Below are 25,063 nucleotides of genomic sequence, written 5' to 3'. Positions count from 1 at the left end.
AGGGCTCGGAAGGGAGCTGTATTTGATGGCGGGGATGGTATCCGGAGCATCCGGATAATTAGGGGCAGGGCTGAAAGTCGCATGAATAGGTGCTTGGCCTAAAAACTAAGGGTAAGCCCTAGCGTGTCCGGCCAGGCTTCGCTGAGTTGTTGCAATATCCCAACAAGCCTGTCGTAAACCTGCACTTTTCTGGCGCCGACCATAGCCAGCCCCCCTGATTTTTGATGCAATAGCGTCAACTTCCCTTCGCGGAGTTAGGGGGGCGGCAGGCTGGTTTGCTGGATTGCTGCTCTTGTCACTCAAATCAACGGAGATTTCTTAAATGAAAAAGACTCTGCTCGCTGCCGCCCTGCTCGCCGGTTTTGCCGGTGTCGCCCAGGCAGAAACGTCTGTCACCCTGTACGGTATCATCGACACGGGTATCGGCTACAACAAGATCAGCGGTGGTCCCGATGCCATGAACGGCAGCCGTTTCGGCATGATCAACGGCGTCCAGAACGGTTCGCGCTGGGGTCTGCGTGGTTCGGAAGACCTGGGTGACGGCCTGCGCGCTGTTTTCCAACTGGAATCCGGCTTTGATTCGGGTAACGGCAAGTCGGCCCAAGGTGGCCGCCTGTTCGGTCGTCAAGCCACCATCGGTCTGGCCAGCGACAGCTGGGGTCAACTGGACTTCGGTCGTCAAACCAACATCGCGTCGAAGTACTTCGGCTCGATCGATCCGTTCGGCGCTGGCTTCGGTCAAGCCAACATCGGCGTTTCGATGAGCGCTGCCAACACGCAACGCTACGACAACATGGTCATGTATCAGACCCCGTCGTTCAGCGGCTTCCAGTTTGGCATCGGCTACTCGTTCAACGCTGACGACAACAACGCTGATCAAACCGGCTGGCGCACGGCTGACAACACCCGCGCCATCACGACCGGTCTGCGTTACGTGAACGGTCCCCTGAACGTCGCTCTGACGTACGACCAGCTGAACGCTTCGAACAAGTCGGTGTTTGCTGACCAAGACGCGACCCCGCGTATGTACGCCATCGGCGGTTCGTACGACTTCGAAGTCGTGAAGCTGGCCTTGGCCTACGCTCGCACGACCGACGGCTGGTTCGCTGGCCAAGGCGTGAACACCGGTTCGGGCTCCCTGAGCATCGGCACCAACATCTTTGCTGACGGCTTCAAGGCCAACTCGTACATGGTCGGCCTGTCCGCCCCGATCGGCGGCGCAAGCAAGCTGTTCGGTTCGTGGCAAATGGTTGACCCCAGCAACGACCGTATCAACGGTGCTGAGACGATGAACGTCTTCTCGCTGGGCTACACCTACGACCTGTCCAAGCGCACCAACCTGTACGCTTACGGTTCGTACGCCAAGAACTACGCCTTCATCGAAGACGTCAAGTCGACCGCCGTCGGCGTCGGTATCCGTCACCGCTTCTAATCCAAAGCAGGGCGCAAGTCCTGCCTGGATTTAAAGTGCACAAACGGGCTTCGGCCCGTTTGTATAAAACCACCCTTCGGGGTGGTTTTTTTCGTTTTTGCGTCTGTGTTTTTGCGTGTGTTTGTGCGTGCATCGGCAGGCTGCTGTATGCTTGCGTACCGGTGCTGAAAGCAGCCATTGTTCCATTTAAGGAATGCTGTCTTTCGCCTGCTGTTCGAGCTACAGAGTTCAGCCAGAAGTAACCGCGCGAATGCTACAATCCTAAGGTTTGCGCATTTGACGGACGCCTGAATGAACCTGCAACAGTATTTTCCCGTCCTGCTGTTTATCGTAGTGGCCACCCTTATCGGGTTCGCGCTTCTAACGGCCGGCTCCCTCCTTGGTCCGCGGCGTCCTTACGCCGAGAAGCTCTCGCCGTACGAATGCGGTTTCGAGGCCTTCGAAGACGCCCGCATGAAGTTTGACGTGCGCTACTACCTGGTGGCGATCCTGTTCATTCTTTTCGACCTGGAAATCGCCTTTCTGTTCCCGTGGGCCATCGCCCAGGGCACGGTCGGTCTCGTCGGTTTCTGGACGGTCATGGTTTTCCTGGCCGTGCTGACGGTCGGCTTCATCTACGAATGGAAAAAGGGCGCGCTGGACTGGGAATAACCCGCCGGGTTTTTTCACAGCACGCTATCAGAGACGAATATGGCTATAGACGGCATTCTCAAGCAAGGGTTCATCACAACCAGCGCCGACAAGTTCCTTAATTGGGCGAAGACCGGCTCCATGTGGCCCATGACCTTCGGTCTGGCCTGTTGCGCGGTTGAGATGATGCACGCGGGCGCGGCCCGCTACGACCTGGACCAATTCGGCATCATCTTCCGCCCCAGCCCGCGCCAGTCCGATCTGATGATCGTGGCCGGCACGCTGTGCAACAAGATGGCGCCGGCGCTGCGCAAGGTCTACGACCAGATGCCCGAGCCGCGTTGGGTGGTTTCCATGGGCTCCTGTGCCAACGGCGGCGGTTACTACCACTACTCGTATTCGGTGGTCCGTGGCTGCGATCGCATCGTACCGGTAGACGTCTATGTGCCAGGCTGCCCGCCCACGGCCGAGGCGCTGGTCTACGGCTTGCTGCAAATGCAGAACAAGATCCGTCTGACCAACACGATTGCGCGCTGAGTTCCGCCGCGCCAGGCAGCAGCCTTTGCAGCCGGCCCCGCGAAACCAGCATATCGGTTCACCTAAGCGTACAAGATGATGACCAGGCTCGAAACCCTGAAAAACAATTTGCAGACCACCCTCGGCGCGGATATCGCGCTGACCGAGGCGTTGGGCGAGCTGACGCTCGAAGTACCCGCGCAGCAGTGGTTCTCCGTCTGCAACAAGCTGCGCACCGAAGCCGGCCTGCGCTTTGAAACCTGTATCGACCTCTGCGGCGTCGACTACCTGACCTGGGGCAACGGCACGCGCCAACTGCCCGAGGAAACCAACGCCAAGATCCACCGCTCGCGTTTCGCCGTGGTTGCCCATGTGCTCTCGATCGAGAACAACTGGCGCCTGCGCGTGCGCACCTGGGCCGAGGACGACGAGTTCCCGATGGTCGCCTCGCTGATGGAATGCTGGCCGGCCGTGGGCTGGTTCGAACGCGAAGCCTTCGACCTGTACGGCATCGTCTTCGAAGGCCACCCGGACCTGCGCCGCATCCTCACCGACTATGGCTTCATCGGCCATCCCTTCCGCAAGGACTTCCCGCTGTCCGGCACCGTCGAAATGCGCTACGACCCGGAACAGCGGCGCGTCATTTACCAGCCGGTCACGATCGATCCGCGCGAGGTCACTCCGCGCGTGGTCCGCGAAGACTCTTACGGCTTGGGGCGTTAAATCATGGCAGAAATCAAGAACTACACGCTCAACTTCGGTCCCCAGCACCCGGCTGCGCACGGTGTGCTGCGCCTGGTGCTCGAGCTCGACGGCGAAGTGATCCAGCGCGCCGACCCGCACATCGGCCTGCTGCACCGCGCCACCGAAAAACTGGCCGAACACAAGACCTACATCCAGGCGCTGCCTTACATGGACCGCCTGGACTACGTGTCCATGATGTGCAACGAGCACGCCTACGTCATGGCCATCGAGAAGCTGCTGGGCGTCGAAGCGCCGCTGCGCGCGCAGTACATCCGCGTGATGTTCGACGAGATCACCCGTCTGCTGAACCACCTGATGTCGCTGGGTTCGCACGCGCTGGACGTGGGCGCCATGGCGGTGTTCCTGTACGCCTTCCGTGAACGCGAAGACCTGATGGACTGCTACGAAGCGGTTTCGGGCGCGCGCATGCACGCGGCCTACTACCGTCCGGGCGGCGTCTACCGCGACCTGCCGGACTCGATGCCGCAATACGGCGACACCAGCAAGTACCGCGGCGACAAGGAAGTGCGCGCCATGAACGACGCACGTTCGGGTTCGCTGCTGGATTTCATCGAAGATTTCACCAACCGCTTCCCGGCTTGCGTCGACGAGTACGAAACTCTGCTGACCGACAACCGCATCTGGAAGCAGCGTCTGGTGGGCATCGGCGTGGTCGACCCCGACCGCGCCAAGGCGCTGGGTTTCACCGGCCCGATGCTGCGCGGTTCCGGCGTGGCCTGGGACCTGCGCAAGATGCAGCCCTACGAAGTCTACGACCTGCTCGATTTCGACATCCCCGTGGGTGTCAATGGCGACTGCTATGACCGCTATCTGGTCCGTATCGCCGAAATGCGTGAGAGCAACCGCATCATCCGCCAGTGCGTGGAATGGCTGCGCAACAACCCGGGCCCGGTCATGATCGAGAACCACAAGATCGCCCCGCCCAAGCGCACCGCCATGAAGACCAACATGGAAGAGCTGATCCATCACTTCAAGCTCTTCACTGAAGGTTTCCACGTGCCTCCCGGTGAAGCGTACGCCTCGGTGGAACACCCCAAGGGCGAATTCGGCATCTATATGGTGTCCGACGGCGCCAACAAGCCTTACCGCCTGAAGATTCGGGCCCCCGGCTTCGTCCACCTGCAATCGCTGGATGAAATGTCGCGCGGTCACATGATTGCCGACGCCGTCACCATCATTGGCACGCAGGACATCGTTTTCGGCGAGATCGATCGCTGATCCGCCCAGACAGTCACGAGCACGCCCGCATAACCCGGATTCAAACTATGCTGCTTTCCGAACAGGCCTACCAGAAAATCGACCGAGAACTCGCGAAGTTCCCGGGCGACCAGCGGCAGTCCGCCATCATGGCCTCGCTTGCCATCGCGCAAGAAGAGAAGGGCTGGTTGGCTACCGAAATCATTGAAGATGTGGCCAACTACATTGGCGTTCCGCCCATCGCGGTCCAGGAAGTCGCCACCTTCTACAACATGTTCGACGTCAAGCCCGTCGGCAAGAACAAGATCGCCGTTTGCACGAACCTGCCCTGTGCCTTGCGCGACGGCGAACGCGCCGGCGACTACCTCAAGCGCAAGCTGGGCGTCGATTACCGCGGCACCACTCCCGACGGCCAGTTCACGCTGGTGGAAGGCGAGTGCATGGGCGCTTGCGGTGACTCGCCCGTGCTGATCGTGAACAACAAGCATATGTGCGTGCGCATGACCGAAGAGAAGCTGGACGCGCTGGTCGCGGCCCTCAAGGTGCAAGGAGAGTCGGCATGAACGCGCCCGACCTGTATAAACAGTTCGCGCAGGGGCTGGACCCCAACCCGCTGAACGACGTTTCCAATTCGATGTGCCTGCATGGCCGGCACATCCAGCCGCAGATCCTGGCTGACGTCGACGGCGCCAACTGGCGCCTGGCCGACTACGTCAAGCGCGGCGGCTACGAAGCCCTGAAGAAGATCCTGACCACCGGCATGAAGCCGGAAGACGTGATCGCCGAGGTCAAGGCCTCCGGCCTGCGCGGCCGCGGCGGCGCGGGCTTCCCGACTGGCCTGAAGTGGAGCTTCATGCCGCGCGCCTTCCCGGGCCAGAAGTACCTGGTCTGCAACTCCGACGAAGGCGAGCCTGGCACGTTCAAGGACCGCGATATCCTGCGCTTCAATCCGCACATCGTGATTGAAGGCATGGCGATCGCGGCCTACGCCATGGGCATCAGCGTCGGCTACAACTACATCCACGGCGAAATCTTCGAAGTCTACGAGCGCTTCGAAGAAGCGCTGGAAGAGGCGCGCGCCGCCGGCTTCCTGGGCGACAAGCTGCTGGGTTCGGATTTCAGCTTCCAGCTGCACGCGTTCCATGGCTATGGCGCCTACATCTGTGGCGAAGAAACCGCGCTGCTGGAATCGCTGGAAGGCAAGAAGGGCCAGCCGCGCTTCAAGCCGCCATTCCCGGCCAGCTTCGGCCTGTACGGCAAGCCCACCACCATCAACAACACCGAGACGTTCGCGGCGGTGCCCTGGATCATCCGCAACGGCGGCCAGGCCTACCTCGAAGTCGGCAAGCCGAACAACGGCGGCACCAAGCTGTTCTCGATCACCGGCGACGTCGAGCGTCCCGGCAACTACGAGATCCCGCTGGGCACTCCGTTCTCGAAGCTCCTGGAGCTGGCGGGCGGCATGCGCGGCGGCAAGAAGCTGAAGGCCGTGATTCCCGGCGGTTCGAGCGCGCCGGTGCTGCCGGCCGACATCATCATGGAATGCACGATGGACTATGACTCCATCGCCAAGGCCGGCTCGATGCTGGGCTCGGGCGCCGTGATCGTCATGGACGAAACGCGCTGCATGGTGAAGTCGCTTCTGCGCCTGTCGTACTTCTATTTCGAAGAAAGCTGCGGCCAGTGCACGCCGTGCCGCGAAGGCACCGGTTGGCTCTACCGCATGGTGCATCGCATCGAAAACGGTCACGGCCGTCCGGAAGATCTGGACTTGCTGGACAACGTGGCGGGCAACATCATGGGCCGCACCATCTGCGCCCTGGGTGACGCCGCCGCCATGCCCGTCCGTGGCTTTCTCAAGCATTTTCGCGACGAATTCGCGCACCACATCGAGCACAAGTCTTGTGTGGTCCCGCAATATCTGTAGGTCTCAGGAACAGCAATGGTTGAACTAACCGTCGACGGCAACAAGGTCGAAGTGCCCGAAGGCAGCATGGTCATGCATGCCGCCCAGAAAGTCGGGCTTTACGTGCCGCATTTCTGCTACCACAAGAAACTGTCCATCGCGGCCAACTGCCGCATGTGCCTGGTTGAAGTGGAAAAAGCGCCCAAGGCGCTGCCCGCCTGCGCCACGCCGGTGACCAACGGCATGGTCGTCCACACCTGCTCCGAGAAGGCTCGCGCCGCTCAGAAGTCGGTGATGGAATTCTTGCTCATCAATCACCCGCTCGACTGCCCGATCTGCGATCAGGGCGGCGAATGCCAGCTGCAGGACCTGGCCGTGGGCTACGGCGGTTCTTCCTCGCGTTACCAGGAAGAAAAGCGCGTGGTCTTCCACAAGGACCTGGGCCCGCTGGTTTCCGCCGAGGAAATGAGCCGCTGCATCCACTGCACCCGCTGTGTGCGCTTCGGCCAGGAAATCGCCGGCGTCATGGAACTGGGCATGCTGGGCCGTGGCGAACACTCCGAGATCACGACCTTCGTCGGCCGCTCGATCGAGTCCGAACTGTCGGGCAACATGATCGACATCTGTCCGGTGGGCGCGCTGACCTCCAAGCCCTTCCGCTACAGCGCGCGCACCTGGGAACTGGCTCGCCGCCGTTCGGTCAGCCCGCACGACAGCCTGGGCGCCAACCTGGTGGTCCAGGTCAAGGGCGACCGCGTCATGCGCGTGGTTCCGTTCGAAGACGAAGCCGTCAACGAGTGCTGGATCAGCGACCGCGATCGCTTCTCGTATGAAGGCCTGAACAGCGAAGACCGCCTGTCGGCCCCGATGATCAAGGGCACCGACGGCAAGTGGCAGGAAGCCTCCTGGAGCGACGCGCTTGCCGCCGTGGCCCAGGGCCTGTCCCGCGTGCGCGACAGCTTCGGCGCCGGCCAGATCGGCGCCCTGGCGTCCGAATACGCCACCACCGAGGAATACGCGCTGCTGGGCCGCCTGGTCCGCGCGCTGGGTTCCGAAAACATCGACTTCCGCCTGCGCCAGACCGATGCCGCCTTCGACGCCGCTCTGACCGGCGCGCCGTGGCTGGGCATGCCCATCGCCGAACTCGACAACCTGGATCGCGTCCTGGTGGTCGGTTCCTTCCTGCGCAAGGATCATCCGCTGATGGCGCAGCGTCTGCGCCAAGCTGCCAAGCGCGGCACGCAGATCCTGATGGTCGACAGCGCTGCCGACGATCCCCTGATGCCCGTGGCTGCCCGTATCACCGTGGCCCCGTCCGAGCTGGCGCGCGCGCTGGCCGAAGTGGCAGTCGCCTTGGCCCAGGCCAAGGAACAGGCCGTGCCGGCCGAGTTCGCCTCGGTCACGCCCGGCGAAAACGCCAAGCTCATCGCTGCCAGCCTGGCTTCCGGCGCCAACACCGCCGTGCTGATGGGCAACCTGGCAGTGGCCAGCGCCCAGGCCTCGACCCTGGCCGCCAACGGCCGCGCCGTGGCTGAGTTGGCCGGCGGCAAGTTCGGTTTCCTGACCTCCGGCGGCAACACCGTCGGCGGTTACCTGGCCGGCGCCATTCCGGGCAAGGGCGGCAAGAACGCAGCCGCCATGCTGGCCGAGCCGCTGAAGGCCTACGTGGTCCTGCACGCCGAGCCGCTGCTGGATGCCGACAACGGCCAGCAAGCCATCGCCGCGCTGCGCGGCGCGCAGTTCGCCGTGGCCCTGACGCCTTACCGTTCGGCCGCCGCCGAATGGGCCGACGTCATGCTGCCGGTGTCGCCGTTCACCGAAACCTCGGGCACCTACGTCAACGCGCAAGGCCTGGCCCAGAGCTTCAAGGGCACGGTCACGCCGTTCGGCCAGACCCGTCCGGGCTGGAAGGTCCTGCGCGTGCTGGGCAACGTCCTGCATCTGGCTGGCTTTGACGACGAGACTTCCGAGTCCGTGCGCGACGCCGTGCTGGCTGGCGGCATCGAAGGCCGCCTGTCCAACGAGATCAAGGCCCCGCTGGGCCTGGGCCAGGCCGCCAGCGGCCTGGAGCGCGTCGCCGACGTGCCGATCTACCGCACCGACGCGATGGTTCGCCGCTCGGAGCCGCTGCAAGCGGCCCCGGCCTCGAAGAAGCCGGCTGCCGCCATGAACGGCCGCACGCTCACCAGCCTGGGCCTGACGGCCGGCGTCAAGGTGCGCGTGTCGAGCGGGCAGGGCGCCGTCGAACTCGAAACCGTGCAGGACGATGCCGTGGCCGACCGCGCCGTGCGCATCTCCGCAGCCTTTGAAAACACCGCAGCCCTGGGTGGCGCATTCGGTCAAATCAGCGTGGAGCGTGCCTGATGGAATGGCTTAATGTTCTTGAGAGCCAGGGTACGGCATTGCTGGGCCCGACGGTCTGGATGGTCCTCTGGACCCTCGTCAAGATTGTGGTCATCGCCGTGCCCATCATTCTGTGCGTGGCGTACCTGACCTACTGGGAACGCAAGATGATCGGCGCCATGCACGTGCGCATGGGTCCGAACCGCGTCGGCTTCAAGGGGCTGCTGCAGCCGTTCGCCGACGTGTTCAAGCTGCTGACAAAGGAAGTGGTGGTTCCGTCGCAGGCCAACAAGGTGCTGTTCATCGTGGCCCCGGTGGTCACGCTGATGCCGGCCCTGGCGGCCTGGGCGGTGGTGCCGTTCGGTCCCGACGTGGTCCTGGCCAACGTCAACGCCGGCCTGCTGTACATCATGGCCATCACGTCCGTGGGCGTGTATGGCGTGATCGTCGCGGGTTGGGCGTCGAACTCCAAATACGCCTTCCTGGGCGCGCTGCGCGCTTCCGCGCAGATGCTGTCCTACGAACTGGCCATCGGCTTCGTGCTGGTGACGGTGCTGCTGGTGTCCGGCAGCCTGAACATGTCCGAGATCGTGCACGTGCAGAACCGCGGCTGGTTTGCCGACAAGGGCCTGACGTTCCTGTCCTGGAACTGGCTGCCGCTCTTGCCGTTGTTCGTGATCTACGTGATTTCGGCCGTGGCCGAAACCAACCGCCACCCGTTCGACGTGGTCGAAGGCGAATCGGAAATCGTGGCCGGCCACATGGTCGAATACTCGGGCATGGCGTTCGCGCTGTTCTTCCTGGGCGAATACGCCAACATGATCCTGCTGTCCTGCATGGCCTCGATCATGTTCCTGGGCGGCTGGGCTTCCCCGATCGACATCGCGCCGCTGACCTGGATTCCGGGTTGGATCTGGCTGGGTCTCAAGACGTTCGTCGTGGTCTCGTTGTTCGTGTGGTTCCGCGCATCGTTCCCGCGTTACCGCTATGACCAGATCATGCGCTTGGGTTGGAAAATCTTCATCCCGCTGACCGGCGTTTGGCTGGTCGTGGTGGCGATCTGGATGCAGACGCCCTGGAACATTTGGCGCTAAGCCGCCAGGCAGAGGCAGGATATGGAAGCGATCAAGGATTTCTTCGGCAGTCTGATGCTGACCGAATTGCTCAAGGGCATGCGCCTGACGGGCAAGTATTTCTTCAAGCGCAAGGTCACCTTGCGCTACCCCCAGGAAAAGACGCCTGCGTCGCCGCGTTTCCGCGGCCTGCATGCGCTGCGCCGCTACCCCAACGGGGAAGAGCGCTGCATCGCGTGCAAGCTGTGCGAAGCCGTGTGCCCCGCGCTGGCGATCACCATCGAGTCGGACCAGCGCGATGACGGCACCCGCCGCACCACGCGTTACGACATCGACCTGACCAAGTGCATTTTCTGCGGCTTCTGTGAGGAAAGCTGCCCCGTGGACTCCATCGTGGAAACGCACATCCACGAATACCACGGTGAAAAGCGCGGCGACCTGTATTTCACCAAAGACATGCTGCTCGCCGTGGGCGACCGCTACGAAGCCGACATCGCCCGCCGCCGGGCCGAAGACGCTCCCTATCGTTGAAGCCCAGGACCTGATCCATGACTTTTACCACTGTCCTGTTTTACATACTGGCCGCCGTGCTGGTGATCGCGGCGTTCCGCGTGATCACCGCGCGCAGCCCGGTCACCGCCGTCCTGCACCTGATCCTGGCCTTCGTCAACGCGGCCATGCTGTGGATGCTGCTTGGCGCCGAGTTCCTGGCGCTGCTGCTGGTGCTGGTGTACGTGGGCGCCGTGATGGTGCTTTTCCTCTTCGTCGTGATGATGCTGGACATCCGCATGGATGCCCTGCGCCAGGGCATGAAGACCTACCTGCCGCTGGGCCTGGTCATCGGCCTGGTGATGGTGGTCGAAATGGCCTTCGTGCTGGGTTCGACCTGGTACGGCGCGGGCCCGCAAGCCCCGGTTGCCGGCGACTACAACAACGCCCGCGCGCTGGGCGAGGCCATGTACACCCAGTACATCTACGCCATTGAAGTGGGCGCCGCGCTGCTGCTGGTCGGCATGGTCGCCGCCATCGCGCTGACCCTGCGCCGCCGCCGCGACGTGAAGTACAACGACCCGGTGGCCGCCGTCCGCGTGCGCTCGAAGGACCGTTACCGCATGGTGAGCATGCCCGCCCAGAGCGAGCGTGCCCAGGCGCAGAACGGCACCCCGACCGCCGCCGCGCCCCAAGGAGAACAAAAATGACGCTGACGCTGGCCCACTACCTGATCCTCGGGGCGATCCTGTTCGCCATCGGGATCTTCGGCATCTTCCTGAACCGCCGCAACCTGATCATTCTCCTGATGTCCATCGAGCTCGTGCTCCTGGCCGTCAACATGAACTTCGTGGCGTTCTCCAGCTGGTTCGGCGATACCGCCGGCCAGGTGTTCGTGTTCTTCATCCTGACCGTGGCCGCCGCCGAAGCGGCGATCGGCCTGGCCATCCTGGTGCTGCTGTTCCGCAACCTGAACACGATCAACGTTGACGAACTCGATCGCCTGAAGGGCTGACGGGGTATTGGAAGAAAATGTCTAGCTCACCCAATCTCTACTTGCTCATCGCGCTGGCTCCGCTGGCCGGGGCGATTCTCGCGGGCCTCTTCGGCACCGGGTTCCTGGGCCGTCCCATCGGCCGCCGTGCTTCGCACATGATCACCATCCTGGGCGTGCTCATCTCCACCATCGGTTCGGTGGTGGTGCTGAACGACGTGCTCAACGGCCTGCGCTTCGACGGCGCGGTCTACACCTGGAGCCTGATCGGCCAGACCAAGCTGGAAATCGGCTTCCTGATCGATCCCCTGTCGGCCATGATGATGGTCGTGGTGACTTCCGTGTCGCTGATGGTGCACATCTACACCATCGGCTACATGGCGGATGATCCCGGCTACCAGCGCTTCTTCTCGTACATCTCGCTGTTCACGTTCTCCATGCTCATGCTGGTGATGTCGAACAACATGGTGCAGCTGTTCTTCGGCTGGGAAGCGGTGGGCCTGGTGTCGTACCTGCTGATCGGCTTCTGGTACACCCGTCCCACGGCGATCTTCGCCAACATGAAGGCGTTCCTGATCAACCGCGTCGGCGACTTCGGCTTCGTGCTGGGCATCGGCCTGCTGTTCGCTTACGCCGGCACCATGCATTACGGCGAAGTCTTCGCCCAGGCCGACAAGCTGGCCACGCTGACGCTGCCCGGTTCCGACTGGATGCTGCTGACGGTCGCCTGCATCTGCCTGTTCATCGGCGCCATGGGCAAATCGGCCCAGGTTCCGCTGCACGCCTGGCTGCCTGACTCGATGGAAGGCCCGACCCCGATTTCCGCGCTGATCCACGCCGCCACCATGGTGACGGCCGGCATCTTCATGGTCGCGCGTTTCTCGCCGCTGTTCGAACTGTCCGACGTGGCGCTGTCCTTCATCATCGTGATCGGCGCCATCGGCGCGCTGTTCCTGGGCATCCTGGGCATCATCCAGAACGACATCAAGCGCGTGGTCGCGTATTCCACGCTGTCGCAGCTGGGCTACATGACGGTCGCGCTGGGCGCTTCGGCCTACTCGGTCGCGATCTTCCACCTGATGACGCACGCGTTCTTCAAGGCGCTGCTGTTCCTGGGCGCTGGCTCCGTCATCATCGGCATGCACCATGACCAGGACATCCGCAACATGGGCGGCCTGCGCAAGTACATGCCCATCACCTGGATCACCTTCCTGCTGGGCACGCTGGCCCTGGTCGGCACGCCGTTCTTCTCGGGCTTCTACTCGAAGGAACACATCATCGAGGCCGCCGGCGCCGCAAACGTCTGGGGCGCGAACTTCGCGTACTACTCGACCCTGATCGGCGTGTTCGTGACCTCGCTGTACTCGTTCCGCGTGTACTTCCTGGTCTTCCACGGCAAGGAACGTTTCGACACCAGCGACCACGGCCATGGTCATGGCCACGACGATCACGGCCACGACGACCACGGCCATCATGGCGGCAAGCCGCATGAGTCGCCCTGGGTGGTCACGCTGCCGCTGGTGCTGCTGGCGATCCCGTCGGTCATCATCGGCGCCCTGGTGGTCGATCCGATGCTGTTCGGCAAGTTCTTCGACGGCGTCATCAAGGTCCTGCCGCAGCATCCCGCCATGCACGAGCTGCATGAAGAGTGGCACGGCTGGGTGGCCTTCGGCCTGCACGCCTTCCAGACGGTTCCGTTCTGGCTGGTCGTGGCTGGCGCGGTCATCGCCTGGTACTGCTACCTGATCAATCCCAAGGTTCCGGCCAAGATCCAGTCCAGCCTGTCCGGCATCAACAAGGTGCTCGAGAACAAGTACTACGTGGATTGGGTCAACGAGCAGATCATCGCCCGCGGCTTGCGCTGCCTGGGCCGTGGCCTGTGGCAGACCGGTGACCGCGGCATCATCGACGGCCTGCTGATCAACGGCAGCGCCCGTGTGGTGGGCTGGGTGGCAGCGGTCAGCCGTCACCTGCAGTCCGGCTTCATCTATCACTACGCGTTCGCGATGATCATCGGCATCATGGCGCTGGTGACTTTCTTTGTGCTGATTCCCCAATGATGGCAAGCGAGATGGCATCCAACACTTTCCCCTGGCTCACGCTTGCGATCTTTGTCCCGATCGTATTCGGCCTGCTGGTGCTGGCGGTGGGCCGTGACGACCGTCCCGGCCTGACGCGCGGCTTGTCGCTCGTCGGCTCAATCGCCGGTTTCCTCGTCACGATCCCGCTGTACACCGGTTTCGACTCCACCACGGCCAAGATGCAGTTCGTGGAGAAGACCTCCTGGATCGAGGCCTTCAACGTCAATTACCACCTGGGCATCGACGGCATCTCGATGTGGTTCGTGCTCCTGACCGCCTTCATCACCATCATCGTGGTGCTGGCCGGCTGGGAAGTCATCACCAGCCGCGTGTCCCAGTACATGGCCGCCTTCCTGATCCTGTCGGGTCTGATGGTGGGCGTGTTCTGCGCGCTGGACGGCATGCTGTTCTACGTGTTCTTCGAAGCCACGCTGATCCCGATGTACATCATCATCGGCGTCTGGGGCGGCCCGAACCGCGTGTACGCGGCGTTCAAGTTCTTCCTGTACACGCTGATGGGCTCGCTGCTGACGCTGGTCGCCTTCGTGTACCTGTGGAACGTGTCGGGCGGCTCGTTCGACATCCTGACCTGGCAGCAGACCAAGCTGGGCTACACCCCGCAGATCCTGATCTTCGTGGCCCTGTTGGCGGCCTTTGCCGTCAAGGTGCCGATGTGGCCGGTCCACACGTGGTTGCCCGACGCTCACGTCGAAGCTCCCACCGGCGGCTCCATCGTGCTGGCCGCGATCATGCTGAAGCTGGGCGCCTACGGTTTCCTGCGCTTCTCGCTGCCGATCGCTCCCGACGCCTCGCACAGCCTGGCCGGCCTGATGATCACGCTGTCTTTGGTCGCCGTGATCTACATCGGCCTGGTCGCGATCGTCCAGGACGACATGAAGAAGCTGGTGGCCTATTCGTCCGTCGCCCACATGGGTTTCGTGACGCTGGGTTTCTTCATCTTCAACACGGCCGGCGTCGAAGGCGCCATCGTGCAGATGATCTCGCACGGCTTCGTGTCGGGCGCCATGTTCATGTGTATCGGCGTGCTCTATGACCGCATGCACTCGCGCCGCATCGCCGACTACGGCGGCGTGGTCAACGTCATGCCGCGTTTCGCCACCTTCTTCATCCTGTTCTCGATGGCCAACAGCGGCCTGCCGGCCACCAGCGGTTTCGTCGGCGAGTTCATGGTGATCATGGGCGCGGTCGAGCACAACTTCTGGATCGGCCTGCTGGCAGCGACCGCCCTGATTCTGGGCGCTTCGTATTCGCTGTGGATGGTCAAGCGTGTGGTCCTGGGCGACGTCGCCAACGACCACGTGCGCGAGCTGACCGATATCAACCGCCGCGAGTTTGTGATTCTTGGCGTGATGGCGATCGCCGTGTTGTACATGGGGATCTATCCCAAGCCCTTTACCGACGTGATGCACGTTTCGGTGGAGGCCCTGCTGCAACACGTTGCCGTCTCGAAACTGTAAGACAAGACAATGATGCAATCCCAAATCGATTTCGCCCTGGCGACACCGGAAATCCTCCTGCTGGTTTTCGGCCTGGCTATCCTGCTCGTCGACGCGGTCAGCAATCACCCCGAGCGCAAGCCGACGTTTCTGCTGACCATGCTTGCATTGGGCGTGCTGACCGTCGTGTCGGCCCTGCAATGGAAGAACGGCGTTGTTGGTTCGACCTTCAACGGCCTGTACGTTACCGACGAACTGTCGCATCTGCTCAAGATCGCGTCCTACATCGCCGTGGCCGCGACCCTGGTCTATGGCCGCGTCTACGCGCAATTGCGCGACATGATGCGCGGCGGCGAACTCTACGTCCTGACGCTGTTCGCCCTGCTGGGCCAGATGGTCATGATCTCCTCCGGGAACCTGATCTCCATCTACCTGGGCCTGGAGCTGATGTCGCTGGCGCTGTACGCGCTGATCGCGCTGCGCCGCGACAACGTCGTCGCCACCGAAGCCGCCATGAAGTACTTCGTGCTGGGCGCGCTGGCCTCGGGCTTCCTGCTGTACGGCATGTCCATGATCTACGGCGCCACCGGCCACCTGGATCTGGCCGAAGTGTCCAAGGTCATCGCCGCGGGCAAGGCCGAGAAGCTGGCCCTGGTGTTCGGCATCGTGTTCCTGGTGTCGGGCCTGGCGTTCAAGCTCGGCGCCGTGCCGTTCCACATGTGGGTTCCGGACGTCTACCAAGGTTCGCCCACCGCCGTCACCCTGATCCTGGGCGGCGCGCCCAAGCTGGCTGCATTCGCCATCACGCTGCGCCTGCTGGTCGATGGCCTGCACGGCCTGGCCGCCGACTGGCAGCCGATGCTGATGATCCTGGCGGTGCTGTCGCTGGCCATCGGTAACCTGACGGCCATCGCGCAGACCAACTTCAAGCGCATGCTGGCCTACTCGACCATCTCGCACATGGGCTTCGTGTTGCTGGGCCTGATGTCCGGTTCGGTCGCGGGCAAGCCGGAACTGTCGTCGGCCGCCTACGGCGCCTCGCTGTTCTACATGCTGACCTACGTGCTGACCACGCTGGCGAGCTTCGGCATCGTGCTGCTGCTGTCGCGCCAAGGTTTCGAGTGCGAACACATCGACGACCTGAAGGGCCTGAACCGCCGCAGCCCCTGGCATGCCGCCATCGTGCTGCTGCTGATGTTCTCGCTGGCCGGCATTCCGCCGCTGGTGGGCTTCTACGCCAAGCTGGCAGTGCTGCAGGCCCTGGTCAGCGCCGGCCACGTGACGCTGGCCGTGATCGCGGTGCTGTTCTCGCTGATCGGCGCGTTCTACTACCTGCGCGTGGTCAAGGTCGTTTACTTCGACGAGCCGGCCGCCGATGCCGCGCCGATGGTCGCCACTTGCGGCCAGCGCGGCGTGCTGTCGGTCAACGGCGCCCTGATCCTGATCCTGGGCATCCTGCCGGGCGGCCTGATGGCCCTGTGCGTGCAGGCCATCCGCAGCTCGCTCAGCCTGTAAGCGGAAAACGGGGCCATGAACCAGACTCTGGCGGTATGGCTGCTGATCGCGCTGGCCCTGGTCAGCGCGAATCTCCCGTTCCTGACGGAGCGGGTTTTCGCCGTCATGCCCTGGAAGCAGGGCGGAGTGGCGGCAGTCAAGCCGTTCTGGATGCGCCTGATCGAAGTGTTGGTGTTCTACGCCATCGTCGGCGCGCTCGGTTTCGCGTTCGAATCCACGCTGGGCAACCGGTTTTCCCAGACCTGGGAGTTCTACGCGATCACCCTGAGCCTGTATCTGGTGCTGGCTTATCCGGGGTTCGTGTACCGTTATCTGTTCAAACGGCACCCGCGCCTGCGCACCTGAAGGCAGCTTGGTTCGTGCATGAAAAACGCCCCGCGGGGCGTTTTTTTTTGCGCAATGAGGGAATGTCCTCTCTTATGCGCTTTGGCTTCCCAGAGGCCCTTCCGGGCGTCTCCATGGGCATTCCGCAGCGTGAGAGCCTGTGGGGGCGCGAGGCTGAACCCACTAGCCGCACCGCGCGAAAGTTCGGTATTGACCCTATAAGTATTGAGTGTTGTTTTTTTTCATTTTATGTGAGCGTAAAGCTATTTTTCAGGTTCCGTTCAGCCCTCGAGTTCACAATCGCAACCGGTAAAAAAACAAGAATCGTTGCTATTTACATTCGGAGAAGCTGGTTTGAAGCCCCAAGATACGTATTCGCTGAATACGCTCACTACCTCCCTGGCCGCCGCGATAGCGGCCCCCGCGTTGTTCATCAGCCCGTACGCCGCCGCCCAATCCGCGGATTCGGGCGTGACGCAACTTGCGCCCGTGCGCGTGGAGGGTGAGGGGTCGTCGTACCAGACCTCCACGGCGCAGTCGCCGAAGTTCACGGCGCCTCTGCTGGACACCCCGCGCACGGTGCAGGTCGTGCCGAAGCAGGTGATCCAGGACCAGGCCGCGTCCACGCTGCAGGACGTCCTGCGCAACTCCCCCGGCATCACGTTTGGCGCAGGCGAAGGCGGCCGCCCGGGCGGCGACCTGCCCATCATCCGTGGCCAGAACTCCGCCGGCAGCATCTTCCTGGACGGCATCCGCGATTCCAGCACGCAGGTGCGTGACACCTTCAACCTGGAACAGGTCGAAGTCATCAAGGGGCCGGACTCGGTCTACTCGGGCCGGGGCGGCGCGGGCGGCAGCATCAACATGGTCAGCAAGACGCCCAAGGCCACCGACTTCACGGAAGCCACGGCGCAGATCGGCACGGACAACAACTACCGCGCGACGATCGACAGCAACTGGCGCCTGGCCGACAAGGCCGCGTTCCGCTTGAACGTCATGGGCAACAAGGGCGATGCGCCGGGTCGCGACGACGCGGTGGACTTCGAGCGCTGGGGCGTGGCGCCCTCGCTGACCTTGGGCGTGGGCACGCCGACCCGCATCACGCTGAGCTACTACCACTACCAAGACGACAGCATGCCGGATTACTCCATCCCGTATGACCCGAAAACGGGTCAGCCGGTGACGGAGACCATGGGCGTGAGCCGCAAGAGCTTCTATGGCCTGAAGGGCCGCGATTTCATGAAGACCCGCGACGACGTTGCCACGGTGGACTTCCAGCACGACTTCTCCGACAAGCTGCAGCTGCGCAACGTGACACGCTACGGCCGCGGCACGACCGACTTTGCTGCGACCAACCCCGACGACAGCAAGGGCAACATTCCGAATGGCCTGGTGTACCGGGCGCTCAAGTCGGGCTATTACGTCACCAAGAGCTTCGCCAACCAGACCAACCTGACGGGCGAGTTCGATACCGGCAGCCTGAAGCACTCGTTCGACCTGGGCTTCGAGTACAGCAATATCAAGCAAGACAAGGACGGCTACACCGAGTCGGGCGTTCCCGCCGGCACCAGCGGCTGCGTGACCGGCACCGACGCGAAGACCAAGCTGCCGATTTACGCCAATCCTGCCTTGTGCGCTTCCCTGTGGGATCCGGACCCGGGTACCAACTATCCTGGCCATCTGCAGCGCAACAACAATCCCGCTCGCTACAACACGGATACGGTCGCGCTCTACGGCTTCGACACGATCAAGTTCAACGAACAATGGCAGGCCAGCCTGGGCTTGCGCTGGGACAACTACCGCACCAGCGGCAGCAACATCGCCAGGGGCCGCAACGAGCCGACCAGCGTACCTGCGTTCTACAGCACCAGCCGCGAGGACAATCTCTTCAACTACCAGGTCGGCGTGGCCTACAAGCCGGCGCCTAACGGGACCGTTTACGTCACCTACGGCACCTCTTCCACGCCATCTGCCATTGCGGGCGGCGCAATCAGCGATGCGGTGACGGTCACGAACCAGTCGCTCGAGCCAGAAAAGAGCCGCACGGTGGAACTGGGCACGAAGTGGCAGGTATTCGACGACCGCCTGACGTTGTCGGCGGCGGCCTTCCAGGATATCCGCAAGAACACCAGCGTCGCCGTTTCGACGACCGAGAGCGCGCAGATCGGCGAAGCCAAGGTGCGCGGCATCGAACTGGGCTTCTCGGGCAGCATCACGCCCAAGTGGAACGTGTTCGGCGGCTACACCTTCATGGACAGCGAAATGACCAAGGGCGCCTACAACAGCGGCGCCGTGGGCCAGGACCTGCCCAATACCCCGCGCAATGCCTTCAGCCTGTGGACCACCTACAAGGTGTTGCCCAAGCTGACGGTCGGCGGCGGCGCCTACTACGTGGACAAGGTGTACGGCAATTCGGACGCGACCAAGAACGCCGACGGCTCGCCCAAGGCGCGCTGGGTGCCTTCCTACTGGCGCTTCGACGCCATGGCCGCGTATGAATTCAACGACCACATGTCGGCGCAGTTGAACGTGCTGAACATTTTCGACGAAACGTACTACACCAAGGCCTATGCGGCGCACTATGCGGCGCTGGGTACTGGCCGGGCTGCGCTGCTTTCGCTGCGCGTGCGGTACTGATACGCCGCTGCAATGAAAAAGCCACCGCGAGGTGGCTTTTTTCATGCTTGGCCGCCGGCTGCGGGCACAGGCGCCGGGCGTGGCGCGATCAGGTCTCGAACCAGTTCAGCACCCCGTCCAGCCCCGACACATTCAGCGCATAACGCGTCTGCTGACGCACCAGCGGCTTGGCGTGGTACGCGACGGGGAAGCCGGCGATGCCCAGCATCTTCAGATCATTGGCGCCGTCGCCCATGGCGATGATCTGCTCCTGGTAGGCGCCGTGCTGGCGGGCGAACTCGCGCAGGTGGGCTTCCTTGGCGTCGGCATCGAGGATGTCGCCCAAGACCTTGCCGGTCAGCACGCCATTGGCGATTTCCAGGGTGTTGGCGTGCGCGCTGTCGAGGTTCAGGCGCTGGCGCAGGCGTTCGGTGAAGAAAGTGAAACCGCCAGAGACCAGCAGCACCTTGATGCCGGCCGCCTGGGCCGTGGTGATCAGGCGTTCGGCGCCGGGGTTCAGACGCAGCTTGTCCGCATAGACCTGTTCCAGCGCATCGGCCGGCACGCCTTCGAGCAGGGCGACGCGGCGGCGCAGGCTTTCGGAAAAGTCCTTGATCTCGCCGCGCATCGCGGCCTCGGTGATTTCGGAGACCTTGTCCTTCAGGCCCGCCACGCCGGCGATCTCGTCGATGCACTCGATGTTGATCAGCGTGGAGTCCATGTCCATGGCCAGCACCTTGCACCCGGACAGCTTCAGGCCTGCGGGCAGGAAGGCGGTGTCGACGCCATGGCGTTCTGCCCAGCCCACGACGTCGGCGCGGGTCGAGTCGTCGTGCTGCACGTCGAGCAGGCGGGCGGCAGTGGCGCTGATGCGCGCGACGCCTTGCGCCTGGGCCAGGGCCGCCAACTGTTCAGCATGTTCCACGGTCAGGCCGGGGGATTGGACGACAAGGTGATGGGTAGTCATAGAAATCAGTGTGGTTTGACGGTTACTTCAAGGCGCGCAGCACGGCGCGCACGGCATCGGCGCGGGCAGGAATCTGCGCGGCCTTGATCTCAACCCGCAATTTATCCTGTCCCGCCAGTTTGATGTGGCGCTGGCGTTGCACCAGTTCGATGATCTTGCCGGGATCGACCGAGGTCTTGGGGCCGAACTGCAGCAGCACCTGGGTTTCGCTGGCGTCGATCTTGACGATGCCCAGGGGCTGGGCGGCCAGGCGCAGGCGGTGCGTGGCGAGCAGCGTCTGCGCGGCCTCGGGCAGCTTGCCGAAACGGTCGATCAGTTCTTCCTGGATGTGGATCAGATCGTCTTCGTCCGCAGCGTGCGCCAGGCGCTTGTAGATGCCCAGGCGGGCATGGACGTCGGCGCAATAGTCGGACGGCAGCAGCGCCGGGGCGTGCAGATTGACTTCGCAGGCCAGGTTGAAGGGCGCGTCCAGGTCGGGCTCTTCACCGGCGCGCAGCGCGCGCACCGCTTCGTTGAGCATCTCGTTGTACATCGAGAAACCCACTTCCTGGATGTTGCCGGACTGCGAATCGCCCAGTACTTCGCCCGTGCCGCGGATCTCCAGATCGTGCATGGCCAGGTAGAAGCCCGAGCCCAGCTCTTCCATGGCCTGGATGGCTTCCAGGCGCTTCTTGGCGTTGTTGGTGATGGCGTCTTCGCCGGGCGTCAGCAGGTAGGCATAGGCCTGGTGATGCGAGCGCCCGACGCGGCCGCGCAGCTGGTGCAACTGGGCCAGCCCGAAGCGGTCGGCCCGGTGGATCACGATGGTGTTGGCGCTGGGCACGTCGATGCCGGTTTCGATGATGGTGGTGCACAACAGCACGTTGTAACGCTGCTGGTAGAAGCCCTTCATCACCTGTTCCAGCTCGCGCTCGGGCATCTGGCCGTGGGCCACGGCGATGCGGGCTTCGGGCACCAGTTCTTCCAGGCGGGCGCGGCGGTTGTGGATGGTCTCGACTTCGTTGTGCAGGAAGTAGCACTGGCCGCCGCGCTTGAGTTCGCGCAAGAGCGCTTCGCGCAGGGTGCTGCCGTCCTCGCGCCGCACGAAGGTCTTGATGGCCAGGCGCTTTTGCGGCGCGGTGGCGATGACGGAGAAGTCGCGTATGCCTTCCAGCGACATGCCCAGCGTGCGCGGAATGGGCGTGGCGGTCAGCGTCAGCACGTCGACCTCGGCGCGCAGCGCCTTCAAAGCTTCCTTCTGGCGCACGCCGAAGCGGTGCTCTTCGTCGATGATGACCAGGCCAAGGCGCTTGAACTTCACGTCCTTGGACAGGATCTTGTGGGTGCCGATGACGATGTCCACGCGGCCGTCGTTGATGCCTTCGATGGCGGCGGAGACTTCCTTGGCCGAACGGAAGCGCGACAGCTCCACGACCTTCACAGGCCAGTCGGCGAAGCGGTCGGAGAAGGTCTGTGCATGCTGTTCGGCCAGCAGCGTGGTGGGGCAGAGCAGGGCGACCTGCTTGCCATTGGCCACGGCCAGGAAGGCGGCGCGCAGCGCGACCTCGGTCTTGCCGAAGCCCACGTCGCCGCAGACCAGACGGTCCATGGGGCGGCCGGAGGTCATGTCAGCGATGACGGCTTCGATGGCGGCGGCCTGGTCGGCCGTTTCCTCGAAGCCGAAGCCCTCGGCGAAAGCCTGGTAGTCGTTGAGCGGCAGGTTGAAGGCGTAGCCTTCGCGTGCGGCGCGCTGGGCGTACAGGGCCAGCAGTTCGGCGGCAGTGTCGCGGACCTGCCGGGCGGCCTTGCGGCGCGCCTTGTCCCATTGGCCGGAGCCCAATTGATGCAACGGCGCGGCCTCCGGATCGGCGCCGCTGTAGCGGGCGATCACGTGCAGCTGCGACACCGGCACGTAAAGCGTGCTGCCGTTGGCGTATTCCAGATGGAGGAACTCCATCCCGCCTTCGCCCATGTCCATGTTGACCAGGCCGTGGTAGCGGCCGATGCCATGCTGCGCATGGACCACTGGGTCGCCCGCGCGCAGCTCGGACAGGTCGCGCACCATGGCTTCGACGTTGCTGGCGCGTTCCTGGTCGCGCTTGCCGCGGCGGCCGGTGGTGGCCAGGCCCGGGTACAGGTCGTTTTCGGTGAGGAAGGCCAGATTGGCCTGGGGCAGCCCGAAGCCCGTGGACAGCGGTGCGGCGACGATGCCGAAATGGGCGTCTGAAGCGAGGAAGGCTTCGATGGTGTCGGGCTGCGCGTCAGGCGTGACGCCGAACTCGTTGAGCATCTGCACCAGGGTCTCGCGCCGGCCGGCGGAGTCGGCGCACAGCAGCACGCGCGTCTGGCCGGCCTGCACCAGCGCGCGCAGCTTGGCGATGGGATCTTCAGAACGCCGCGCCACGCTCACGTCGGGCGCCGCCCGGAAGTCCGGATGCGGCTGGCCGGCAGTCAGCGACAGCCGGCGGAAATCCTTCAGCCGTGCGTAGAGCGTCTCGTTGTCCAGGAACAGTTCGGAGGGCGGCAGCACCGGCCGTTCGCGGTCGCTCTTTAGGAAGCCGTAGCGGCTGGAGGTGTCCTGGTTGAAGCGCTGGATGGCGTCGTCGATGTCGCCCACGGTGACGGTGACCGTGCCTTCCGTCAGGTAGTCGAATAGCGTCGCCGTTTCCTCGAAGAAGAGCGGCAGGTAGTACTCGACGCCAGCGAACGGAATGCCGTTGCCGATGTCCTTGTAGGGCAGCGCGCGCGAGGGGTCGCCCTCGAAGACTTCACGGAAGCGCGCCCGGAAGCGGTTGCGCGCGTCTTCGTCCATAGGGAATTCGCGGCCGGGCAGCAGCTGCACTTCACGCACCGGGTACAGGCTGCGTTGCGTGTCCACGTCGAAGCTGCGGATGGTCTCGATCTCGTCGTCGAACAGGTCCAGGCGGTAGGGCACCACCGAGCCCATCGGGAACAGGTCGATCAGGCCGCCGCGCAGGCAGAATTCGCCGGGCGCCGTTACCTGGGTGACGTGGTTGTAGTTGGCCAGGGTCAGCTGGGCGCGCAGCGCGGCTTCGTTGAGCTTGTCCTTCTGCTTGAAGGAAAAGGTGTAGGCCGCCAGGAAAGAGGGCGGCGCCAGCCGGTACAACGCCGTGGTGACCGGCACCGTCAGCACGTCCACCGACTTGGTCATCAGCGAGTGCAGCGTGTGCAGGCGTTCCGAAATCAGGTCCTGGTGCGGCGAGAAGGCGTCGTAGGGCAGCGTTTCCCAGTCGGGCAGCTGGCGCACACGCAGGTCCGGTGCGAACAGCTGGATTTCCTCGGCCAGGCGCTGGGCCTCGACCGGCTCGGCGGTCAGGATGACCAGCGGCGCCGAGGCCTGCCGCGCCAGGTCCGCCAGCAGCCAGGCGTCGCCGGACCCTGGGGGGCGCGGCTGCGCATAGCGCGCGCCGGCCTTCAGCGCGGACAGGGTGGGGGCCGTAGCGGGGACGGGAGGCGCGAAGGTGGCGGGGGCAGAGGGGGCTGGCATCAGGCTGGGAGCAGGCATCAAGCGGAAGATTATAAAATCACCGCACCATGTCTGCCTCCCTCATTGCAATCGTGCCCGCTGCGGGCGTAGGGGCCCGCGCCAGCCGGCCCGGGCATGAAACCGTGCCCAAGCAGTACCGTCCGCTGTCCGGACAGCCCATGCTGCGCCATGCGGTATGCGCGCTGCTGGCCGATGAACGCATCTCGCAGGTGCGGGTGGCCGTGACGCCTGGAGACGGCTGGGTCGATGCCGCGCTGGCCGGCCTGCCGCGCACGGTGTGGCGCGCCTGCGGCGGCGCGACCCGCGCGGATACCGTGGCGGGCGCGCTGGCCGACAGCGGCGTGGCCGACGATACCTGGGTGCTGGTGCATGACGCCGCGCGCCCCGGGCTGCCGGCAACGGCGCTGGGCCGCCTGATCGACGCCTGCCTGGCGGATCCCGTGGGCGGCCTGTTGGCGCTGCCCGTGGCCGACACCGTCAAGGCCGGCCACGAGCGTGTGGAGCGCACGCTGGACCGCAATGGCCTGTGGCTGGCGCAGACCCCGCAGATGTTCCGGGCCGGCGTGCTGCGCGATGCGCTGACGGCGGCCTCGGTGAGCGGCGCGGCCGTCACCGACGAGGCCTCGGCCATCGAGGCGGCTGGCTATGCGCCGCTGCTGGTGCCCGGCGCCATGCGCAATTTCAAGGTGACGTGGCCGGACGATTTTGAACTGATGGAAAAATGGCTATGAGTATTCCTTTTCGCGTCGGCCAGGGTTTCGACGTGCACGCGCTGGTCGAGGGCCGCCCGCTGATCATCGGCGGCGTCACGATTCCCCACACGCATGGCTTGCTGGGGCATTCGGACGCGGACGTGCTGCTGCACGCCATTACCGACGCGCTGCTGGGCGCCGCCGGCCTGGGCGACATCGGCCGCCACTTTCCGGATACCGACCCGGCCTTCAAGGGCGCCGACAGCCGCGTGCTGCTGCGCGAGGCCATGGCGCGCGTGCGCGCCGCGGGCTGGACGCCGGTGAACATCGATGCCACGCTGCACGCGCAGGCGCCCAAGATCGGTCCGCACGCGCCGGCCATGGTGAAGAACATCGCCGCGGATACCGGGCTGGCCGAGACCGAGGTCAACATCAAGGCCAAGACCAACGAAGGCCTGGGGTACCTGGGCCGCAAGGAAGGCATCGCGGCGACGGTGGTGGCGCTATTGGGGCGGATTTCCTAGCCCGCCGCGGGGCCCGCGGGCAAGGGGCTTTCGCATATTCTCCGCAATTCATTTG

At 63.9% G+C, this 25,063-nt stretch carries 21 protein-coding genes; 19 read left to right on the top strand and 2 right to left on the bottom strand.

Annotated features, from left to right (window positions below):
* Nucleotides 1-322: 322 nt before the first annotated feature.
* From IB257_RS16520 to IB257_RS16440, 17 genes are all read left to right on the top strand, one after another.
* Complete coding sequence (locus IB257_RS16520; protein ID WP_088138979.1) at nucleotides 323-1,432, top strand: porin; 1,110 nt, start codon at nucleotides 323-325, stop codon at nucleotides 1,430-1,432.
* 291 nt (nucleotides 1,433-1,723) lie between these two features.
* On the top strand, nucleotides 1,724-2,083 hold the full coding sequence (locus IB257_RS16515) for an NADH-quinone oxidoreductase subunit A (protein ID WP_006217959.1): 360 nt from the start codon (nucleotides 1,724-1,726) through the stop codon (nucleotides 2,081-2,083).
* A gap of 39 nt (nucleotides 2,084-2,122) precedes the next feature.
* Entirely contained in the window at nucleotides 2,123-2,599 is a 477-nt protein-coding gene (locus tag IB257_RS16510) for an NADH-quinone oxidoreductase subunit B family protein (RefSeq protein ID WP_006217960.1), read from the top strand.
* 75 nt (nucleotides 2,600-2,674) lie between these two features.
* On the top strand, nucleotides 2,675-3,301 hold the full coding sequence (locus tag IB257_RS16505; RefSeq protein ID WP_054450481.1) for an NADH-quinone oxidoreductase subunit C: 627 nt from the start codon (nucleotides 2,675-2,677) through the stop codon (nucleotides 3,299-3,301).
* A gap of 3 nt (nucleotides 3,302-3,304) precedes the next feature.
* Entirely contained in the window at nucleotides 3,305-4,561 is a 1,257-nt protein-coding gene (locus IB257_RS16500; RefSeq protein ID WP_054450482.1) for an NADH-quinone oxidoreductase subunit D, read from the top strand.
* 47 nt (nucleotides 4,562-4,608) lie between these two features.
* The gene (gene nuoE / locus IB257_RS16495; RefSeq protein WP_054450483.1) at nucleotides 4,609-5,103 is read left to right on the top strand and encodes an NADH-quinone oxidoreductase subunit NuoE; all 495 of its coding nucleotides are present in this window, start codon (nucleotides 4,609-4,611) and stop codon (nucleotides 5,101-5,103) included.
* On the top strand, nucleotides 5,100-6,467 hold the full coding sequence (gene nuoF / locus IB257_RS16490; protein ID WP_054450485.1) for an NADH-quinone oxidoreductase subunit NuoF: 1,368 nt from the start codon (nucleotides 5,100-5,102) through the stop codon (nucleotides 6,465-6,467). The genes nuoE and nuoF overlap by 4 nt, the downstream gene beginning before the upstream one ends.
* A 15-nt stretch (nucleotides 6,468-6,482) precedes the next feature.
* The gene (gene nuoG, locus IB257_RS16485) at nucleotides 6,483-8,810 is read left to right on the top strand and encodes an NADH-quinone oxidoreductase subunit NuoG (RefSeq protein ID WP_054450489.1); all 2,328 of its coding nucleotides are present in this window, start codon (nucleotides 6,483-6,485) and stop codon (nucleotides 8,808-8,810) included.
* On the top strand, nucleotides 8,810-9,883 hold the full coding sequence (nuoH, locus tag IB257_RS16480; RefSeq protein WP_054450490.1) for an NADH-quinone oxidoreductase subunit NuoH: 1,074 nt from the start codon (nucleotides 8,810-8,812) through the stop codon (nucleotides 9,881-9,883). Before nuoG ends, nuoH begins: the two co-directional genes overlap by 1 nt.
* A gap of 21 nt (nucleotides 9,884-9,904) precedes the next feature.
* The gene (gene nuoI / locus IB257_RS16475) at nucleotides 9,905-10,393 is read left to right on the top strand and encodes an NADH-quinone oxidoreductase subunit NuoI (protein WP_008161196.1); all 489 of its coding nucleotides are present in this window, start codon (nucleotides 9,905-9,907) and stop codon (nucleotides 10,391-10,393) included.
* 17 nt (nucleotides 10,394-10,410) lie between these two features.
* The gene (locus IB257_RS16470) at nucleotides 10,411-11,061 is read left to right on the top strand and encodes an NADH-quinone oxidoreductase subunit J (RefSeq protein ID WP_054450491.1); all 651 of its coding nucleotides are present in this window, start codon (nucleotides 10,411-10,413) and stop codon (nucleotides 11,059-11,061) included.
* Nucleotides 11,058-11,366 (top strand): NADH-quinone oxidoreductase subunit NuoK, encoded by a 309-nt coding sequence (gene nuoK, locus IB257_RS16465; protein WP_006217969.1) that lies wholly within the window; start codon nucleotides 11,058-11,060, stop codon nucleotides 11,364-11,366. The genes IB257_RS16470 and nuoK overlap by 4 nt, the downstream gene beginning before the upstream one ends.
* Nucleotides 11,367-11,383: 17 nt before the next feature.
* Nucleotides 11,384-13,405, top strand: coding sequence for an NADH-quinone oxidoreductase subunit L (gene nuoL / locus IB257_RS16460; protein WP_054450492.1), 2,022 nt, complete (start codon nucleotides 11,384-11,386; stop codon nucleotides 13,403-13,405).
* A complete protein-coding gene (locus IB257_RS16455; RefSeq protein WP_054450494.1) occupies nucleotides 13,402-14,904 on the top strand; it encodes an NADH-quinone oxidoreductase subunit M in 1,503 nt (500 codons plus the stop codon). The genes nuoL and IB257_RS16455 overlap by 4 nt, the downstream gene beginning before the upstream one ends.
* Before the next feature lie 9 nt (nucleotides 14,905-14,913).
* The gene (gene nuoN, locus IB257_RS16450; RefSeq protein ID WP_119449060.1) at nucleotides 14,914-16,398 is read left to right on the top strand and encodes an NADH-quinone oxidoreductase subunit NuoN; all 1,485 of its coding nucleotides are present in this window, start codon (nucleotides 14,914-14,916) and stop codon (nucleotides 16,396-16,398) included.
* Nucleotides 16,399-16,413: 15 nt separating this feature from the next.
* Nucleotides 16,414-16,743, top strand: coding sequence for a DUF2818 family protein (locus tag IB257_RS16445; protein ID WP_054450498.1), 330 nt, complete (start codon nucleotides 16,414-16,416; stop codon nucleotides 16,741-16,743).
* A gap of 333 nt (nucleotides 16,744-17,076) precedes the next feature.
* On the top strand, nucleotides 17,077-19,359 hold the full coding sequence (locus IB257_RS16440) for a TonB-dependent siderophore receptor (protein ID WP_192492583.1): 2,283 nt from the start codon (nucleotides 17,077-17,079) through the stop codon (nucleotides 19,357-19,359).
* A gap of 88 nt (nucleotides 19,360-19,447) precedes the next feature.
* On the opposite strand, the gene serB is transcribed toward IB257_RS16440, so the two are convergent.
* Together serB and mfd are read right to left on the bottom strand one after the other, a co-directional pair.
* A complete protein-coding gene (gene serB, locus IB257_RS16435; protein WP_192492582.1) occupies nucleotides 19,448-20,305 on the bottom strand; it encodes a phosphoserine phosphatase SerB in 858 nt (285 codons plus the stop codon).
* Nucleotides 20,306-20,327: 22 nt separating this feature from the next.
* Entirely contained in the window at nucleotides 20,328-23,810 is a 3,483-nt protein-coding gene (gene mfd / locus IB257_RS16430) for a transcription-repair coupling factor (protein WP_192492581.1), read from the bottom strand.
* 29 nt (nucleotides 23,811-23,839) lie between these two features.
* On the opposite strand from mfd, the gene ispD reads away from it, so the two are divergent.
* Both ispD and ispF read left to right on the top strand, forming a co-directional pair.
* The gene (ispD, locus tag IB257_RS16425; protein WP_054450509.1) at nucleotides 23,840-24,523 is read left to right on the top strand and encodes a 2-C-methyl-D-erythritol 4-phosphate cytidylyltransferase; all 684 of its coding nucleotides are present in this window, start codon (nucleotides 23,840-23,842) and stop codon (nucleotides 24,521-24,523) included.
* Nucleotides 24,520-25,008 carry a 2-C-methyl-D-erythritol 2,4-cyclodiphosphate synthase gene (ispF, locus tag IB257_RS16420; protein ID WP_054450511.1) on the top strand — a complete coding sequence of 163 codons (489 nt, stop codon included), beginning with the start codon at nucleotides 24,520-24,522 and terminating at the stop codon, nucleotides 25,006-25,008. Before ispD ends, ispF begins: the two co-directional genes overlap by 4 nt.
* The last annotated feature ends 55 nt before the right edge of the window (nucleotides 25,009-25,063 follow it).

It is taken from the genome of Achromobacter sp. ACM03 (genome assembly GCF_014851665.1).
Taxonomy (GTDB): domain Bacteria; phylum Pseudomonadota; class Gammaproteobacteria; order Burkholderiales; family Burkholderiaceae_B; genus Achromobacter; species Achromobacter aegrifaciens.
Note: the sequence above shows the minus strand (reverse complement) of the source record. Positions and strands in the feature narration are given on the sequence as shown.